Origin of the sequence: Pseudomonas sp. IT-232MI5, assembly GCF_949767845.1 — a bacterium.
Lineage (GTDB): Bacteria > Pseudomonadota > Gammaproteobacteria > Pseudomonadales > Pseudomonadaceae > Aquipseudomonas.
The window spans coordinates 329,207-346,954 of record NZ_CATKQE010000033.1; the positions used below are offsets into that span (position 1 = coordinate 329,207).

At 61.4% G+C, this 17,748-nt stretch carries 13 protein-coding genes; all 13 read left to right on the forward strand.

From position 1 onward, the window contains the following. The first annotated feature begins 328 nt into the window (after positions 1–328). The 13 genes from glgA (at position 329) to ACM6JQ_RS17485 (ending at position 17,689) form a co-directional block, all read left to right on the forward strand. Positions 329–1,915 carry a glycogen synthase GlgA gene (gene glgA, locus ACM6JQ_RS17425; RefSeq protein ID WP_007918141.1) on the forward strand — a complete coding sequence of 529 codons (1,587 nt, stop codon included), beginning with the start codon at positions 329–331 and terminating at the stop codon, positions 1,913–1,915. Positions 1,916–1,933: 18 nt separating this feature from the next. After that, positions 1,934–3,736 carry a malto-oligosyltrehalose trehalohydrolase gene (gene treZ / locus ACM6JQ_RS17430; protein WP_414894312.1) on the forward strand — a complete coding sequence of 601 codons (1,803 nt, stop codon included), beginning with the start codon at positions 1,934–1,936 and terminating at the stop codon, positions 3,734–3,736. Next, positions 3,733–5,811 carry a 4-alpha-glucanotransferase gene (malQ, locus tag ACM6JQ_RS17435; RefSeq protein WP_414894313.1) on the forward strand — a complete coding sequence of 693 codons (2,079 nt, stop codon included), beginning with the start codon at positions 3,733–3,735 and terminating at the stop codon, positions 5,809–5,811. Before treZ ends, malQ begins: the two co-directional genes overlap by 4 nt. Beyond that, positions 5,808–8,582 (forward strand): malto-oligosyltrehalose synthase, encoded by a 2,775-nt coding sequence (locus ACM6JQ_RS17440; RefSeq protein ID WP_414894315.1) that lies wholly within the window; start codon positions 5,808–5,810, stop codon positions 8,580–8,582. The genes malQ and ACM6JQ_RS17440 overlap by 4 nt, the downstream gene beginning before the upstream one ends. A 21-nt stretch (positions 8,583–8,603) precedes the next feature. Further along, positions 8,604–8,918, forward strand: coding sequence for a DUF2934 domain-containing protein (locus ACM6JQ_RS17445; RefSeq protein WP_123375375.1), 315 nt, complete (start codon positions 8,604–8,606; stop codon positions 8,916–8,918). A gap of 224 nt (positions 8,919–9,142) precedes the next feature. Next, positions 9,143–11,302, forward strand: a complete 2,160-nt coding sequence (gene glgX / locus ACM6JQ_RS17450) for a glycogen debranching protein GlgX (protein WP_414894316.1) — start codon at positions 9,143–9,145, stop codon at positions 11,300–11,302. A gap of 1 nt (position 11,303) precedes the next feature. Continuing rightward, positions 11,304–12,302: an acyl-CoA dehydrogenase gene (locus tag ACM6JQ_RS17455; protein WP_414894452.1), complete on the forward strand. Its 999-nt coding sequence runs from the start codon at positions 11,304–11,306 to the stop codon at positions 12,300–12,302. Then, positions 12,299–13,057 (forward strand): PIG-L deacetylase family protein, encoded by a 759-nt coding sequence (locus ACM6JQ_RS17460; protein ID WP_414894317.1) that lies wholly within the window; start codon positions 12,299–12,301, stop codon positions 13,055–13,057. The genes ACM6JQ_RS17455 and ACM6JQ_RS17460 overlap by 4 nt, the downstream gene beginning before the upstream one ends. Then, a complete protein-coding gene (locus ACM6JQ_RS17465; protein WP_095112075.1) occupies positions 13,054–13,653 on the forward strand; it encodes an SAM-dependent methyltransferase in 600 nt (199 codons plus the stop codon). Before ACM6JQ_RS17460 ends, ACM6JQ_RS17465 begins: the two co-directional genes overlap by 4 nt. Next, positions 13,650–14,336 (forward strand): glycosyltransferase, encoded by a 687-nt coding sequence (locus ACM6JQ_RS17470; RefSeq protein ID WP_007918170.1) that lies wholly within the window; start codon positions 13,650–13,652, stop codon positions 14,334–14,336. Before ACM6JQ_RS17465 ends, ACM6JQ_RS17470 begins: the two co-directional genes overlap by 4 nt. Positions 14,337–14,492: 156 nt before the next feature. Continuing rightward, positions 14,493–15,251, forward strand: coding sequence for a PIG-L deacetylase family protein (locus ACM6JQ_RS17475; protein ID WP_007918172.1), 759 nt, complete (start codon positions 14,493–14,495; stop codon positions 15,249–15,251). Positions 15,252–15,449: 198 nt separating this feature from the next. Next, entirely contained in the window at positions 15,450–16,232 is a 783-nt protein-coding gene (locus ACM6JQ_RS17480) for an endonuclease/exonuclease/phosphatase family protein (RefSeq protein WP_095112072.1), read from the forward strand. A gap of 389 nt (positions 16,233–16,621) precedes the next feature. Continuing rightward, positions 16,622–17,689, forward strand: a complete 1,068-nt coding sequence (locus tag ACM6JQ_RS17485) for an autotransporter outer membrane beta-barrel domain-containing protein (RefSeq protein WP_095112071.1) — start codon at positions 16,622–16,624, stop codon at positions 17,687–17,689. The last annotated feature ends 59 nt before the right edge of the window (positions 17,690–17,748 follow it).

Genomic DNA, 17,748 nt, shown 5'->3' on the forward strand with positions numbered 1-17,748 from the left:
TGCTGACAGCCAACCGATTGTCGAACAATTTACCCATTTGCTCTGGCCCGCTCTAGGATCTGGCCTAGACTGACTTTCGCGGGGTAAAACCGACCAGTCACATCGCCGAAAAAAAGTCGAAACTTTTGCGCGCGGCGACAGGTCATCAGAAAGACAGGGCCAAAGCGACTGGTGCAATCCTTGCAACGGCCCAATCACCCATTCTGCTTGCGCGTGTTGGGTAGCGTTTGCTCACCGATGCGTGGCGCGTTTGCGCCCGGCCACAGGACTTGGCCATGGACATCGCTTGTTCAAGACAAGAATCAGATCAACGAGACGGGAGATTCATATGATCAGTGCGGCATTGGATATTCAGGGAGAGCGTGCTCAGCAGGCGGTTGGTGAATCGAGCACCGTCAGTGTTCCCGGCAGCCGACAGATCAACGTCCCCGGCACCAAAACGCTGACTCCAGTAGCGAGCCAGAACCCCAACAAGAAAAAAGTGTTGTTTGTTACCTCGGAAATTGCCGATCTGGTCAAGACCGGCGGCCTGGGTGACGTATCTGCCGCCCTGCCCCGCGCCATGGCTCATCTGCACGATGTGCGGGTGTTGATCCCCGGCTACCCGCAAGTGATGCACAGCGAGAACCCGATCCACATCATCGGCGAACTTGGCGGCCATGCGGCGCTACCACCGTGCAAGATCGGCCGCATGGACATGCCGGACGGTCTGGTGATCTACGTGTTGATCTGCCCCGAATTGTACGAGCGCGAAGGCTCGCCCTACGGCGCCAACAACGGCCGCGACTGGCCGGACAACCACATTCGTTTCGCCCGTTTGGGTCTGGCTGCTGCCGACATCGCCGCCAACCTTGCACAAATTCACTGGTGCCCGGATCTGGTGCATGCCCATGACTGGCCGGCCGGTCTCGCCCCGGCCTATATGCACTGGCGCGGGCAGCGCACGCCGACCCTGTTCACCATTCACAACCTCGCCTATCAAGGCGTGACCAGCCTCGGCTCCTGCCCCGAGCTGGGTATTCCCACCCATGCCCTGCAACAGGAAGGCATGGAATTCTACGGCAAGATGTCATTCCTCAAGGCGGGCATGGCGTATTCGAGCCATATCACCACGGTCAGCGCCACTTACGCGCAGGAAATCACCACCCCGGATTTCGGCTGCGGCCTCGACGGCTTTCTCGCCGCCAAGACCCAGCAAGGTTTACTTAGCGGCATCCCCAACGGCATCGACGAGAGCTGGGACGCCGCCACCGATCCGCACCTGTTCGCGCCGTTTGCCATTGGTGACTGGGAAGGTAAAGCGGTCAACGCTGCGCATGTGCGTGAATTATTTGAATTGAATGACTCAGAAGGCCCGCTGTTCGCCGTGGTGTCGCGACTGGTCTATCAAAAAGGTCTGGACCTGACGATCGCGGTATCCGAGTACATCGTAAAAAACGGTGGCCAGATCGCCATTATCGGTCGCGGCGAACCTGAAGAAGAACAAGCCATGCGCGAACTGGCCCTGCGCTTCCCAGGCCAGATCGGCGTGCGCATCGGCTTCAACGAAACCGACGCCCGACGCATGTTTGCCGGCAGCGATTTCCTGCTGATGCCTTCGCGTTACGAGCCTTGCGGCTTGAGCCAGATGTACGCCCAGCGTTTCGGCTCGCTGCCGGTCGCACGCAATACCGGCGGGTTGGCCGACACCATTGAAAACGGCGTCACCGGTTTTCTCTTCGACGAATCCACCGCTGAAAGCTATCAGGAAGCCCTGAGCCGCGCGTTCAAGGTGTTCGCCTTCCCCGAACTGCTCAATGCCATGCGTTGCCGGGCGATGGCTGCGCCGTTCAACTGGTGCAAAGCGGTCGAACCGTACGCCGAACTCTACGAACAACTGGTCGCCAAGGCGCTGGGTAAAGCTCACCACAAATAACCAGGGAGGTTCACCACGATGCCGTTACGGTCTACTGAAACCTGGCCCCACGGCGCGATCATGCTGGACGCCGAACACACGCAATTTGCGCTATGGGCGCCGGATGCGTTTTACGTGAGTGTCGAACTTGAAAGCGGCCAGTCGCTGCCGATGCTGCCTCAGGTAGACGGCTGGTTTGTGATCAAGGCCCGCTGTCCGGCGGGCACCCGCTACCGCTATAACATCGACGGCGAACTGGAGGTGCCCGATCCGGCCTCCAGGGCGCAGGATGGCGACCTTGACCGCCACAGTGTGGTGGTCGATCCGCTGGCCTATCAATGGCGACACACGGCCTGGCACGGTCGGCCATGGAGCGAAGCGGTGATCTACGAGTTGCACGTCGGTGCGCTCGGGGGTTTCGCTGAAGTCGAACAACATCTGGCGCGGCTTGCAGGCTTGGGCATCACCGCCATCGAACTGATGCCGCTGGCGCAATTCCCCGGCGAACGCAATTGGGGCTACGACGGTGTTTTGCCCTACGCCCCGCAAGCCTCCTACGGCACGCCGGAACAACTCAAACACCTGATCGACAGCGCCCACGGTCATGGTCTGGCGGTGATTCTCGACGTGGTTTACAACCACTTCGGCCCCGACGGCAATTACCTGCATCGTTACGCCAAAGGCTTTTTCCGCGAAGACAAACACACGCCATGGGGTGCAGCGATCGATTTTCGCCGCGACGAAGTGCGCGAGTTTTTCATCGAAAACGCCTTGATGTGGTTGCTCGAATACCGCTTCGACGGTCTGCGCCTGGACGCGGTGCATGCCATCGAAGACCCGGATTTCCTCACCGAGATGGCCCAGCGTATCCGCGCGCAGATCGACCCGAGCCGGCATGTCTGGCTGACCGTGGAAAACGAACTCAACCAGTCGAGCCTGCTCGAATACGACTACGACGCGCAGTGGAATGACGACGGTCATAACGCCTTGCACGTTCTGCTCACCGGCGAAACCGACGCCTATTACGCCGATTACGCCGCGCAACCCACCGAACAATTGGTGCGCTGCCTGAGTCAGGGGTTTGTCTTCCAGGGACACATCACCCGCCATGGCGAACCGCGTGGCGAGCCCAGCGAACACCTGCCGTCCACGGCGTTTGTGCTGTTCCTGCAAAACCACGACCAGATCGGCAACCGCGCGTTCGGCGAACGCCTGCATCATCTGGCCGATCCGCGCGCCGTACAGGCAGCGACCGTGTTGTTGCTGCTGTCGCCGATGATTCCGCTGATGTTCATGGGCGATGAGTTTGCCGCCGAGCAGCCATTCCTGTTTTTCACCAGTCACCACGGCGAACTGGCCGAGTTGGTGCGTGAGGGCCGGCGCAATGAATTTGCCGCATTCAGCGCCTTTGCCGACCCGCACAAACGTGAGCAGATTCCCGATCCGAATGGCGAAAAAACTTTCCACGCCTCACAGCCAAGGTTGATCGGCAACGGCAGCGCAAAACAGCAGGAAACCCTCGCGCTGTACCAAAAGCTCCTGCAATTTCGCCATCAATACATCATTCCCCATCTGTCCGGCACTCAGGCCCTCGGCGCCCATATGCTCGGTTACGGCGCGGTCAGCGCACGCTGGCGGCTGGGCAATGGCAGCGAGCTGCGAATTGACCTGAACCTCAGCGACACGCCAGTGGTCAACCCTCCACAGACCGAGGCCGTGTGGTTGTTTCAGCAGCCATCCACCGCCGATCTGTCGGAATCGGGCGAACTGCCCGCGTATTGCGCGCTTGTCAGCCTCACGGCCGCAACCCCTTTGCAACCTCTGGATGGAGAGCGCCTATGAGCGATGCGCAACTGGAAATTCTTGCCAGCCGAGCCGGCCTTGCCGTCGACTGGATCGACGCCAACGGCCGCCCGCAAAAAGTCGCCCCGGCGGTGCTGCGCAATGTCCTGATCGGCCTCGGCCACCCGGCCAGCACGGCGCAGGAAATCGACGCCAGCCTGTTGGAACTGCAAGCCGTTCAACAAGACCGCTACCTGCCGCCGCTGTTGACCGCCGATGTCGGGGTCGGCGTGGATCTGGCGCGGTACTTCGCGCCGGAGACGCCGTGTGAAATCCACCTTGAAGACGGCTCGCGGCTGAACCTGAAACTCGACTCTGAAGCGATACTGCCGGGACTGATCCCGGTCGGCTATCAACAGGTGCACATCAGCGATCAGTATTTCACCCTGGCCGTGGCCCCGGAGCGCTGCTTCAGCGTCGGCGATGCGGTGGATAATCCGATTCCCCGCGTCTGGGGCCTGAGTGCGCAACTGTATGCCTTGCGCCGCGCCGGCGACGGCGGTTTCGGCGATACCCAAGCACTGGAAGATCTGGTCCGCGTGGCCGGTGAGCGCGGCGCCGATGCCCTGGCGATCAGCCCGCTGCACGCCATGTTCAGCGCCGATACCGGGCGCTACAGCCCTTATTCGCCATCCAGTCGGTTGTTCCTCAATTCTCTGTACGCGGCACCCGGGGCCATTCTTGGTGAGCGCGCCTTGCGTGATGCGATCGACGCGGCCGGCCTGGCCGAGCAGTTCGCGCAACTGGAAGACCTGACACTGATCGACTGGCCGAGCGCCGCCGACGCCAAGCAAAAACTCTTGCAAGCGTTGTACGAAGGTTTCATCGCCGGTGAGCATCCGCTGCACCCGGACTTCGCCAGTTTCCGCCACGCCGGTGGCGAAGCACTGGAAAATCACTGCCGTTTCGAAGCTATTCAGGAAATGCGCGCCGCCCGTGGCGAAAACCTCGACTGGCGGCAATGGCCAGAACACTGGCACGACCCACGCGGTGCAGCGCTCGAAGCGTTTGCCGAAGAATACGCCGAACGCATTGGCTATTTCGCTTTTTGCCAATGGCTGATCCACCGTTGCCTGGAACGTGCGCAAACCGCCGCCCGCAGCGCCGGCATGGGCATTGGCCTGATCGCCGATCTGGCGGTGGGCGCCGACGGTGCTGGCAGTCAGGCCTGGAGTTTTCAGGATGAACTGCTCGCCTCGCTGACCGTGGGCGCACCGCCGGACATTCTCAATCGCTCTGGCCAGGGTTGGGGCATTTCCGCGTTCTCGCCGGAAGGTCTGATCCGCAACGGCTTTCGCGCCTTCATCGACATGCTGCGCGCCAACTTCGCCCACGCCGGCGGCCTGCGCATTGACCATGTCATGGGCCTGCAACGCTTGTGGGTGATTCCCAACGGCGCAGTACCTGCCGATGGCGCCTATCTGTATTACCCGGTCGACGACTTGCTGCGATTACTGACCCTTGAATCCCATCGCCACCAAGCGATTGTCCTGGGTGAAGACCTCGGCACCGTGCCCGATGGCTTGCGTGAAAAACTTATCGCCCGCTCGATGCTCGGCATGCGCGTGCTGCTGTTCGAGCAGGACAACACTTACTTCAAGCCGATTCTCGACTGGCCGGACAACGCATTGGCCACCACCAGCACCCACGACCTGCCGACGCTCAACGGCTGGTGGCATGGCCGCGATATCGACTGGAATGCGCGCTTGGGGTTTGTCGATGCCAACGGTGAAATCGAATGGCGCCAGCACCGCCAGCGTGAACGCGAAGGTTTGCGCAGCGCCTTGAGTCAGGACCCGCAGAATTTTCGCGAGGAATCCCACGAGGCCGATCAAGTGGTCGATGCCGCGGTGCGTTTCCTCGGACACACCCGTGCCCCTCTGGTGCTGTTGCCGCTGGAAGATGCGCTAGGCATCAACGAACAAGCGAATCTGCCGGGCACCATCGACACCCATCCAAACTGGTCACGGCGCTTGCCCGGCACCAGTGAGGCGCTGCTCGATGGCGCGGATGCGGCGCGACGTCTGGAACTACTCGCGTGCGCGCGTCTTCAGGCTGCCGAGCGTGACCAATGAATCAAGCGCTTATCCAGCCCCTGCGCGCAACACTGCGCCTGCAATTTCATAAGGGTTTTACCCTTGAACAAGCCGTGCCACTGGTGCCGTACTTCGCCCGGCTCGGCATCAGCCATATTTACGCCTCACCGTTGCTCGCGGCGCGGGCCGGCTCGATGCACGGCTACGACGTTGTCGACCCGACCCAGGTCAACCCGGAACTCGGTGGCGAAGCGGCGTTACGGCGCTTGGTCAGCGCCCTGCGTGAACACAACATGGGCCTGATCCTCGACATCGTCTCCAATCACATGGCCGTCGGTGGCAACGACAACCCGTGGTGGCTCGACTTGCTGGAATGGGGGCGACTGAGCCCTTACGGCGAGTTCTTCGACATTCAATGGCACTCGCCGGACCCGTTGATGGAAGGCCAATTGCTGCTACCGTTTCTTGGCAGCGATTACGGTGTGGCCTTGCAGGAAGGCACGCTGAAACTGCAGTTCAATGCGCAGACAGGCAGTTTCCATGTCGAGCATTACGACCATCACTTCCCGATCTGCCCGAACGATTACGGTGAATTGCTCAGGTCCGAGGAAACGTTGAAGGCGCTGGCCGATCGCTTCAGTTCCCTCAGCTATCAGACCGATGCCCATTCGCTGGCGATTCCGCTGAAAGAAGAATTGCGCCAGTTGGCGATTGATCCGCAGATCCTCGAAGCGATCCAGAACAACCTGAAGCATTACGATTCGAGCAGCGAAGAAGGCTTCGACAAACTGCATCAGTTGCTGGAACGCCAAAGCTATCGCCTGGCGAGCTGGCGTACGGCGGCAGATGACATCAACTGGCGGCGTTTTTTCGACATTAACGAACTCGGCGGTTTGCGCGTCGAACGTCCGGCGGTATTCGAAGCCACCCACGGTAAAATCTTTCAGTTGATCGCCGAAGGCTTGGTCGACGGTTTGCGCATCGACCACATCGACGGCCTCGCCGATCCGCGTGGTTACTGCCGCAAACTGCGCCGCCGGGTTGATCTGCTGGCACCGGGCAGGCATTTGCCGATCTACGTCGAGAAGATCCTCGGCGCCGGCGAAACCCTGCACCGCGACTGGGCGGTGGACGGCACCACCGGTTACGAGTTCATGAATCAGCTGTCATTGCTGCAACATGACCCGGACGGCGAACACGTGCTCGGTGACCTCTGGCAACGGCGCACCGAGCGCCCCGCCGCGTTCATCGAAGAGGCACAACTGGCGCGTCAGCAGATCCTCAACGGCTCGCTGGCCAGTGATTGCGAAAGCGTCGCCCAGGCCCTGCTGCAGGTCGCCCGCGATGACCTGATGACTCGCGACTTGACCCTCGGTGCGATCCGCCGGGTGTTGCAAGCGCTGATCGTGCACTTCCCGGTCTATCGCACTTACATCAGTGCGATGGGTCGCTCCGAGCAGGACGAGGTGTTTTTCCAGCAGGCCATGGACGGGGCCCGGCAAACGCTGAGCGAAGCCGATTGGCCGGTGCTCGACTGCGTTGCCGCTTGGCTAGGTGGCACGCCATGGCGGCGCAAACCGCGTGGTCGCTCGCGCAAGATCCTCAAGCATGCCTGCGTACGCTTTCAGCAACTGACTTCACCGGCAGCCGCGAAAGCCGTGGAAGACACCGCGCTGTATCGCTCGGCGGTACTGTTGTCGCGTAATGACGTTGGCTACAACACCGAGCAGTTCAGCGCCCCGGTCAGCGACTTTCATGCCGTCAATCAGCAACGGCTGGACGAGTTCCCCGACAACTTGCTGGCCACCGCGACCCACGATCACAAACGCGGCGAAGACACCCGCGCGCGTCTGGCCGTGCTCAGTGAGCGCAGCCACTGGTACGCCGAGCAGATCGAACTGTGGCGCGCCCTCGCCCGCCCGGTGCGCGTTGACGATCAGATGCCGTCGAGCGGCGATGAGCTGATCCTCTATCAAGCGTTGCTCGGCAGTTGGCCGCTGCAACTGCGCGATGACGATCAGGCCGGGTTCGCCGATTACGCCAAACGTATCTGGCAATGGCAGCAGAAAGCCCTGCGTGAAGCCAAGTTGCAAAGCAGTTGGAGTGCGCCTAACGAAGCCTATGAAAACGCCGCGCAGGCATTCACCGAAAAACTCCTCACCGGTGAAGAAGGCGAGCTGCTGCGCGCCGCACTAAGCAAGACCGTCAACAGCATCGCCGCTGCCGGCGCCCTCAATGGCTTGGCGCAAACCTTGCTGCGCATGACCGTGCCGGGGGTGCCGGATTTGTATCAGGGTAATGAGTTCTGGGACTTCAGCCTGGTCGATCCGGACAATCGCCGGCCGGTGGATTATGCCGCTCGTGAACACGCCTTGCAGGAGCCATTGCCACCTGTGGAGTTGTTGGCGAACTGGCGTGACGGGCGCATCAAGCAAGCCTTGATCGCCCAGGTGTTGAACCTGCGTGTCGAGCATGCCGAGCTGTTCCGCCGTGGCAACTACCAGGCCCTGGAAGTGCTCGGCAGTCAGGCGCACAACGTGCTCGCGTTTGCCCGTGAGTACGAGGGCAAGCAGGCCATCGTGATCGTGCCGATCCGTTGCGCAAAGCTGCTGGAAAACGGTGCTGTACCTCAAGTCGATGCGCTGCGCTGGGGCGACACGCGGGTGGTTCTACCGTTCGCCGCCTCTGAAACAAACCTGAAGGGACTTTTTTCAAGCAGCGCAGTCACAAAAAACAGGGAGCTGAATATCAGCGACGCGCTGGGGGATGTCCCGGTCAATCTCTTTATCCAACACTTAACACAAGCATGAGTTCAGTTCAGGAGCATTGCGATGAGTACCGACGATAAACGCATTCGCGAATTCGCCTATCAAATCTGGGAATCGGAAGGCAAGCCTGAAGGGCACGAGGAGCGCCATTGGGAAATGGCGCGCAAACTCGCTGAAGCCGAAGCGCTGGCGCCGAAGAAACCGCCAAAAGCCGCTGGCAGTAAAGCCGCGGGCAAGACTAGTGAGGCCAAGGCCCCAGCCGCCAAGCCAAAACCTGCGGCCAAAGCCAAACCGGCCAGCGCTGCAAAAGTGATTCCCCCGGGTGAAAAGCCCGCTGAGAAAAAGCCTCGGGCGCCGAAGAAGCCTTCGGCGATCTGACGCTTTAACGACGATTGAACTGAATGACCGTGTGGCGGGTTCGCTCGCCACCGAGGGCGCGTTCGTCCTCAAGAAACCCACCAATCCCCTGTAGGAGTGAGCCTGCTCGCGATAGCGATCTGACATTCAACATCGATGTCGCCTGATAGACCGCTATGGCGAGCAGGCTCACTCCTACAGGGGGATGTGTAAGCCCAGAAATTACCCGTTTTGCAGGAGCAATCATGACCCGTCCAAAGAATGCCGAACCCGCCGCGCACGCCGAGCCGTCGAGAATCCGTGAAGGCCTGCCCTTCCCGCTCGGTGCGACCTGGGATGGTCTGGGGGTGAACTTTGCTCTGTTTTCCGCCAACGCCACCAAGGTCGAACTGTGCATCTTCGACGATGCCGGCGAAGTCGAACTCGAACGCATCGAACTGCCGGAATACACCGACGAGATCTACCACGGCTACCTGCCCGATGCGCACCCGGGGCTGATTTACGGCTACCGCGTCTACGGCCCGTACGACCCGGCCAACGGTCACCGCTTCAACCACAACAAACTGCTCATCGACCCGTACGCCAAGCAATTGGTCGGCGAACTGAAATGGTCGGAAGCGCTGTTCGGCTACACCATCGGCCACCCTGACGCCGACCTCAGTTTCGATGAGCGCGACAGCGCGCCGTTCGTGCCCAAGTGCAAAGTCATCGACCCGGCGCACACCTGGGGCAACGACCATCGCGTCAGCGTGCCGTGGGACAAAACCATCATTTACGAAACCCACGTGCGCGGCATCAGCATGCGTCACCCTTCGGTGCCGGAGAACGTACGCGGCACTTTCGCCGGGCTGATGGTCGACGATGTGCTCGAACATATTCGCAAGCTCGGCGTGTCCACCGTCGAGTTGCTGCCGATTCACGCCTTCGTCAATGACCAGCATCTACTGCACAAAGGCATGACCAACTACTGGGGCTACAACAGCATCGCCTTCTTCGCTCCGGACCCGCGTTATCTGGCCAGCGGCAAGATCGCCGAGTTCAAGGAGATGGTTGCGCACCTGCACGAAGCCAATCTCGAAGTGATTCTCGACGTGGTCTACAACCACACCGCCGAGGGCAACGAGCAAGGTCCGACCCTGTCGATGCGCGGCATCGACAACGCCTCGTACTACCGTTTGATGCCGGACGACAAGCGCTTCTATATCAACGATTCCGGCACCGGCAACACGCTGGACCTGAGCCATCCGTGCGTGCTGCAAATGGTCACCGACTCGCTGCGTTACTGGGCCAGCGAGATGCACGTCGACGGCTTCCGTTTCGATCTGGCGACTATTCTCGGCCGCTATCACGATGGTTTCGACGAGCGTCACAGCTTCCTCGTCGCTTGCCGTCAGGACCCGGTGCTGCGTCAGGTGAAAATGATCGCCGAGCCGTGGGACTGCGGCCCCGGCGGCTATCAGGTGGGCAACTTCCCGCCGGGCTGGGTCGAATGGAACGACAAGTTCCGCGACACCGTGCGCGCGTTCTGGAAAGGTGACGACGGCCAGGTTGCCGACTTCGCCAGTCGCATGACCGCCTCCGGCGAGATGTTCAACCAGCGCGGACGGCGGCCGTACTCGTCGGTGAATTTCATCACCGCCCACGACGGCTTCACCCTCAACGACCTGGTGTCGTACAACGACAAGCACAACGAAGCCAACGACGAAAACAATCAGGACGGCAGCAACAACAACCTGTCGTGGAACCATGGCGTAGAAGGCCCGACCGACGATCCCGAAATCAATGCCCTGCGCCATCGGCAGATGCGCAATTTCTTCGCCACCCTGCTGCTCGCTCAAGGCACGCCGATGATCGTCGCCGGTGATGAATTCGCCCGTACCCAGGACGGCAACAACAACGCTTATTGCCAGGACAGCGAGATCGGTTGGGTCAACTGGGACCTGAGCGAGGACGGCAAGGCGTTGCTGAAATTCGTCAAGCGCCTGATCAAGTTGCGTCTGGCTTATCCGATCCTGCGTCGCGGCCGCTTTCTGGTTGGTGAGTACAACGAGGACATCGGCGTCAAGGACGTCACCTGGCTGGCACCCGACGCTACCGAGATGACCACCGAGCATTGGCACGATGCGCACAACCGCTGCCTGGGCATGTTGCTCGACGGCCGCGCGCAGGAAACCGGGATTCGCCGCAAGGGTGCGGATGCGACGCTGCTGCTGGTGGTCAACGCCCACCACGACATCGTCAATTTCACCTTGCCGGAAGTGCCGGAAGGCAGCTTCTGGACTTGCATGATCGACACCAATCAGCCGTCGATTCGCGGTCAGGAACGCTTCGATTTCGGCCACGAATACTCGGTCACCGGGCGCTCGCTGCTGCTGTTCGAACTGCAACGTGATGAAGAAGACTGATATGGACCTGCACCGTTATCTCGCCCGGCGTCCGGCGGATTATCCGCACACCGTAGCGCTCGGCAATTGTCTGCGGGCGCTGGTCGAGGCCGGGCTGGATCGTTTGCCGTTGCCGGGCAGTGGCCGCACGCTGGAACGTTTTCAGTGTCTGGCGGAGGTCGCTGGGCATGACCTCGGTTTGTGCAAACTGTTCGAAGGCCATACCGACGCACTGGCGATCATCGAGCAATTGGGCGGTTCGCCGACACCGGGCAGTACGTGGGGCATGTGGGCGGCGGAACCGCCGCAGGCGCGGGTCAAGGTCAGCCCGGCCGGGCACATGGTCGCGCTGCACGGGCGCAAGGCGTGGTGCTCCGGGGCAGCCGTGCTCAGCCACGCCTTGCTCACCGCGTGGGATGCCGATGACCAGCAACAACTTGTGGCCGTCGCCCTCGACCAACCGGGCGTGACCGTCACCGAGCAAGGCTGGCAAGCCGTGGGCATGGCCGCCACTGGCAGCGTGGAGGTGCTGTTCGACGGCGCCGAAGCACAGGCCATCGGCAATCCCGGCGACTATCTGCAACGACCGGGTTTCTGGCAAGGCGGGATCGGTATTGCGGCGTGCTGGTACGGCGCCGCAAGGCAAATTGCCGAAGCGTTGCGCGCACAGTGTGAGCAACGCCCGGAGCCGCACGCCCTCGCCCATCTCGGCGCGGTCGACAGTGCCTTGCAGGCGGCCGCCGATGTCCTGCGTTTCAGCGCCCTGCACATCGATGCACACCCCGAGGACAACGCCGAACTGCTCGCCCGTCGTGCCCGCGCGGTGGTCGAGCAGTCGGCTGAACAGGTGCAGCGAGAGGTCGGTCGCGCCCTCGGCGCCGGGCCGTTTTGCAAGGATCGGCACTTTGCCCGGCTCAGCGCCGACCTGCCGGTGTTCCTGCGTCAGAGTCACGCCGAACGTGATCTGGCTGCGCTCGGGCAAATGGTTGCCGGGCAATCCGCGGAGGCATGGGCGCTATGAAAACCAATCCGATTGTCGGTCAGGGTACGAGCCTGCATCAATGGCAGGCTTCGCGGCATCTGGCGGAACTGGACAGCATCGACATCCTTAGTCTGGTGCCACCCGGCGCACGGGCGGTGATTATCGCGCCGCACCCGGACGACGAAGTGCTGGGTTGTGGCGGTTTGCTGCAATTGCTCGCGGCTGCTGGACGGCCTCTGCAGCTGATTTCAGTCACCGACGGCAGCGCCAGTCACCCCGGTTCCAGTCGTTGGCCGGTCGAACGTCTGAGCGTGGTGCGCCCGCAGGAGTCTGCCGAAGCGTTACGCCGCCTCGGTTTGCCGATGCATCGCGTGAAGTGGCTGCGCGGTGGCTTCAGCGACACCCAGGTGGCCGCTCAGGAAGCAGAGTTGGTCAATTTCATCGGGCGTCATCTGCGCCCCGATGACGTGCTGTTCACCACGTGGAGTGAAGACGGTCATTGCGACCACGAAGCCGTCGGCCGCGCCAGTGCCGAAGCTGCCCGCCGCGTCGGTGCGAGTTGCCATGAACTGCCGGTGTGGACCTGGCACTGGGCAACCCCGGAAGACGCCTTTGTCCCGTGGCAACGCGCACGCAAGATTCTCCTGACGCCGGCGCAAGTTGCGCGCAAGCGCCACGCGGTACATGCCTTCGCCAGTCAACTGGAGGGCGATCCTGACGCCGGACTCGGTCCGGTGCTCGCGCCATATGTGCTCGATCGCCTCCTACAGCCCTTCGAAGTGGTGTTTCTATGAGTGTCGAAGATCGCTACTTCGATGGCCTGTTTGCCGGCAACGACGACCCGTGGGCGTTCCGTGAGCGCTGGTACGAGCAGCGCAAACGCGCGATCACTCTCGCTGCCCTGCCGCGTCCGCACTACCGGGCAATCTTCGAACCGGGCTGCGCCAACGGCGAGTTGAGTGCCGAACTGGCCAGCCGCTGTGATCGCCTGCTGTGCTGCGACACCGCCAGTGCGGCGGTGACCTTGGCGCGCACGCGTTTGAGTCTGTTCGATCATGCCGAAGTGCGGCAAAACCGTCTTCCCGGCGACTGGCCGGAGGAAAAATTCGACCTGATCGTATTTAGCGAGATCGGCTACTACCTCGATGGCGAAGATCTGACAGAAGTGATCCGTCGGGCCAGTGATTGCCTGACTGCCGACGGCCAGTTCCTCGCCTGTCACTGGCGTCCGCCCATCGATGGCTGCCCGCTGAACGCGCGGCAGGTTCATGACCTGATCCACGAAAAATTGCATCTGCCGCGAGTGGCGCTGCATCAGGAAGCGGATTTTATCCTTGAGGTGTGGAGCCGCGAGCCGCGCTCGGTGGCGGCACTGGAGGGCTTGCGATGATCGGCATTCTGATCCCGGCGCACAACGAGGAAGACTTGCTCGACGACTGTCTGAACGCGGCCATGCGCGCCAGCCGCCACGGTTTGCTGGCGGGCGAAAAGGTTGAAGTGTTGGTGGTACTCGACAGTTGCACCGACCGCTCGGCGCAGATTGTCAGCCGCTATCCGGTGCTGAGCCTGCACATCGATGCGCGCAATGTCGGCCAGGCCCGGGCGGCGGGTGCACAGCTGTTGCTGGAACGCGGCGCACGCTGGATCTCCTGCTCGGACGCCGACAGTCGGGTCGCCGACGACTGGCTGGTCGCCCAGCTGGGGTTGGGGGCCGACGCGGTATGCGGTACCGTCACCGTCGAACGCTGGCACGAGTCGTTCGATGCCGCGGCGCAAATCCGCTATCACCGGCATTACCGGGCCTGTGATGGCCATCGGCACATTCACGGCGCGAATCTGGGCATCAGCGCCGACGCCTATCGCTGGGCCGGAGGCTTTAAACCGTTGGCCTGCGATGAAGATGTGCAGTTGGTACGGGAGCTGGAACGGGACGGTGCCAACATCGCCTGGAGTCATCGCCCGCAAGTGCTCACCAGCGCGCGGTTCGACAGCCGTGCTCGTGGTGGCTTTGGTGACTATCTGCGAAATCTGGCACAGATGGAGCAAAAAAAAGCGGATCAGATTGATCTGTGACGCGACGGATCTGGCTTCATGAGCAATACTCTGCTGCGCGGCAATCCAGGGTTCGGAGCGTCGCACGGCATTCAACCAGCCTTCACGGGTCGGTGGCGTCTGGCAATCACTGCCACGCACACGACTGAGGGCGAGACAACACAAGGACGTCAGACCATGAAAACGTTATCCCTCAGCGACAGCAGCCTGCCGGCGCAAATATGGAACAGCGCCGCACAACTGGACAACATTCCCGTCATCAATACTCGCAGCCTGGTGCCCGATGGTGCCCGCGCCGTGGTCATCGCGCCGCATCCCGGCGATGAAGTGGTCACCTGCGGCGGACTGCTGCAATTACTGTCCAGCCTCGGTCATCCGCTGCAACTGCTCTCGATCACTGACGGCAGTGCCAGCCACCCCGGCTCGCGGCAGTGGTCGGAAAAACGCCTGAGCGTATTTCGCCCACAGGAAAGCGTCGAAGCCCTGCGCCGCCTCGGCCTGCCAATGCACAGCCTGAAATGGGTGCGTGGCGGCTTCACCGATAACGCCCTGTGCGACCAGCAGGCGCAAGTGACCGAGTTCATCGGCCGCTACCTGCGCCCCGGCGACGTGGTGTTCAGCACCTGGCGCGGCGATGGCAACGACGACCACGAAGCGGTGGGCCGGGCCAGTGCGCAAGCGGCTGAACAGGCCGGTGCGATCTTCCATGATGTACCGGTCTGGGCCTGGCACTGGCCCGAACGCGACCAGCAACTGATCCCTTGGGAGCGCGCGCGCAAACTGCGCCTCGACACCTGGACCGTCGCGCGCAAGAGCCACGCCACCCACGCCTACGCCAGCCAGCTCAACGGCGAACCGGCGATCGGCATTGCGCCGATGCTGCCGCCGGTGATTCTCGAAAGAATGCGCCTGCCCTATGAAATCGTGTTTGTCTGAATCTCTGATTCCCTGTGGGAGCGAGCTTGCTCGCGAAGAGGCCGTCACATTCACAATATTCGTATCGACTGGAACGACGCCTTCGCTAGCAAGCTCGCTCCCACAGGGTTTGATGTGCAATCGAAATTATCCATAAGGAACTGCCGCACCTCCCCATCAGTCGCATGAATAAGCGGCCCGCAATCCAGAGGAGTGAACGTGTCCAGCGATCCCAAGCGTCATATTGTCGACGCGCCCGGCATTCATCGTCTCAGGGTACTGACGGTCAACACCCACAAGGGCTTCACCGCGCTCAACCGGCGCTTCATCCTGCCGGAACTGCGCGAAGCGGTGCGTAGCACCTCGGCCGACCTGGTGTTTCTGCAGGAAGTGGTGGGTGAACACGAGCGGCATTCGAGCCGTTACAACGAATGGCCGCAAACTTCGCAATACGAGTTTCTCGCCGACAGCATGTGGAGCGATTTCGCCTACGGGCGCAACGCCGTCTACCCCGACGGCCATCATGGTAATGCGCTGCTGTCGAAATACCCGATCCGTGAGTACCGCAACCTTGATGTGTCGATCACCGGGCCCGAACGCCGTGGCCTGCTGCATTGTGTGCTCGACGTACCGGGGCACGCTGAGGTTCACGCGATCTGCGTGCATTTGAGTCTGCTCGAAAGCCATCGGCAATTGCAGTTGCAACTGCTCTGCCAGTTGCTCGAATCCCTGCCCGATGACGCTCCGGTGATCATTGCCGGCGATTTCAACGACTGGCAGCTTCAGGGCAATGTCGCCCTCGCCCGTCGCGACTATCTGCACGAAGCGTTCGAGCGCCATCACGGGCGCCCGGCCAAGACCTATCCGGCACGCTTTCCGCTGTTGCGGCTGGACCGGATCTACCTGCGCAATGCCAGCAGTCATGACCCACAGATCCTCGGTAACAAGCCGTGGACGCATCTGTCCGATCATCTGCCGCTGGCCGTCGAAGTGCACCTGTAGCCGCAATAGTGACAGTAATGCAGGACACAATAAGGCAGCTCGTTCGTTGGTTGAAAGTTACCGACAGACCTTCTGTCGGTAACTGAATGCCCCTGACGCGAGGCTTATACCGCGTTTATCCATGCAAACAACCACTTAGTTATGTGCAGAAAAACAAACGCTTGCAAAGCCCGTTTTACCACTACCGCTCATCGTTCAATTTCTTGACGGGCGCGCTCGACTCTTCTTATCTCTACCTTACTACCCCCGGAATCACTACCCGGGACGAGCCTTCGGACACTCGCAAAATCGAGCGGTCAGGGCTCGCCCCGCTCCATTCGGTCGCCCCTCGTTCGGGGTAGGAGAGACGCCACACAGAGAGAATGCATGCGCCTGCAAGGTAGACCTCCATGAGAACTTCAATCAGCCCACACGAGATCAAAATCACTTTCTGCACAGTGTCGAGTTCTATCTTGCTGTGCTCATCCATGGAGGCGCAGGCCGGTTCTGCGGCGGATGAAACCACACCGTGGTATCGCGCGGATGTGCCCGTAATGACCTTGCCTGCCACCGTCATCACCCCCGGACCGCAACGCTTCAGCCCACGGCCCGATCTGCAGGGCACACGCTTGATTACCGAAGACCTCGCACCGTCCGCCTGGGATGAGTTGTACGGCAGAAGCGCCCGGCAGGCGCAAACCGATGTGCTGTCATCAGGCTACGCGATGCCCGGCAGCGGCGACTTCAAAGGGCCAGCCGTATTGACCGTGAAAGGGAGCAGCCATACCCAGACCATCGGCCTGATCGGCGGCGTCAACCAGATTCAAGCCAATGGCAACGGCGTGCTCACCAGTCGCGCGTTGGCCGATCCGAACAGTGACACCCTCAATCTGCAAGGCCAGAGCCTCGGTGCTTATTACAGCCTCACCGGTGCGCAAGGCTGGCACGTTGATCTGTCGGCCAGCGGTGGCCGGGTCAGTGGTTTCAGTCGCAACGGCCAAGGCGCCAGGCAAGCCACCGAAGGCAGCGCAATGACCTTCTCGGTGGAAGGCGGTTTTCCGATAGGGCTGAGTGACAACTGGGTGGTCGAACCGCAGGCGCAATTGATCAATCAACGCATCACCCTCGACACGCCGTACGCAGGCTCGGGCAATGCTTCTTCCACCGATCTGACAGCGTGGAGCGGTCGCGTCGGTGCACGTTTGAAAGGCAGTTACGATTTGAATGGCTTGCCGGTCGAACCTTATGTGCGCACCAACCTGTGGCACACCGTCTACACCGGCAGCACGGTGACGCTGGATCAGGTCGACAAGATCAGCAGCAGCCGCAAGTCATCCACCGTCGAACTGGGATTAGGTCTGGTGGCACGGGTGACGCCGGCGGTGAGTCTGTACGTGAGTGCGGATTACAGCAGTGATGTCGATGACAATGATTTGAACGGGATCATTGGCAGCCTTGGGGTGCGGATGCGTTGGTAGCGTTTGGCCTGGCGGCGATAGTGTTTGTGCTGACGCCATCGCGAGCAGATTCACTCCTA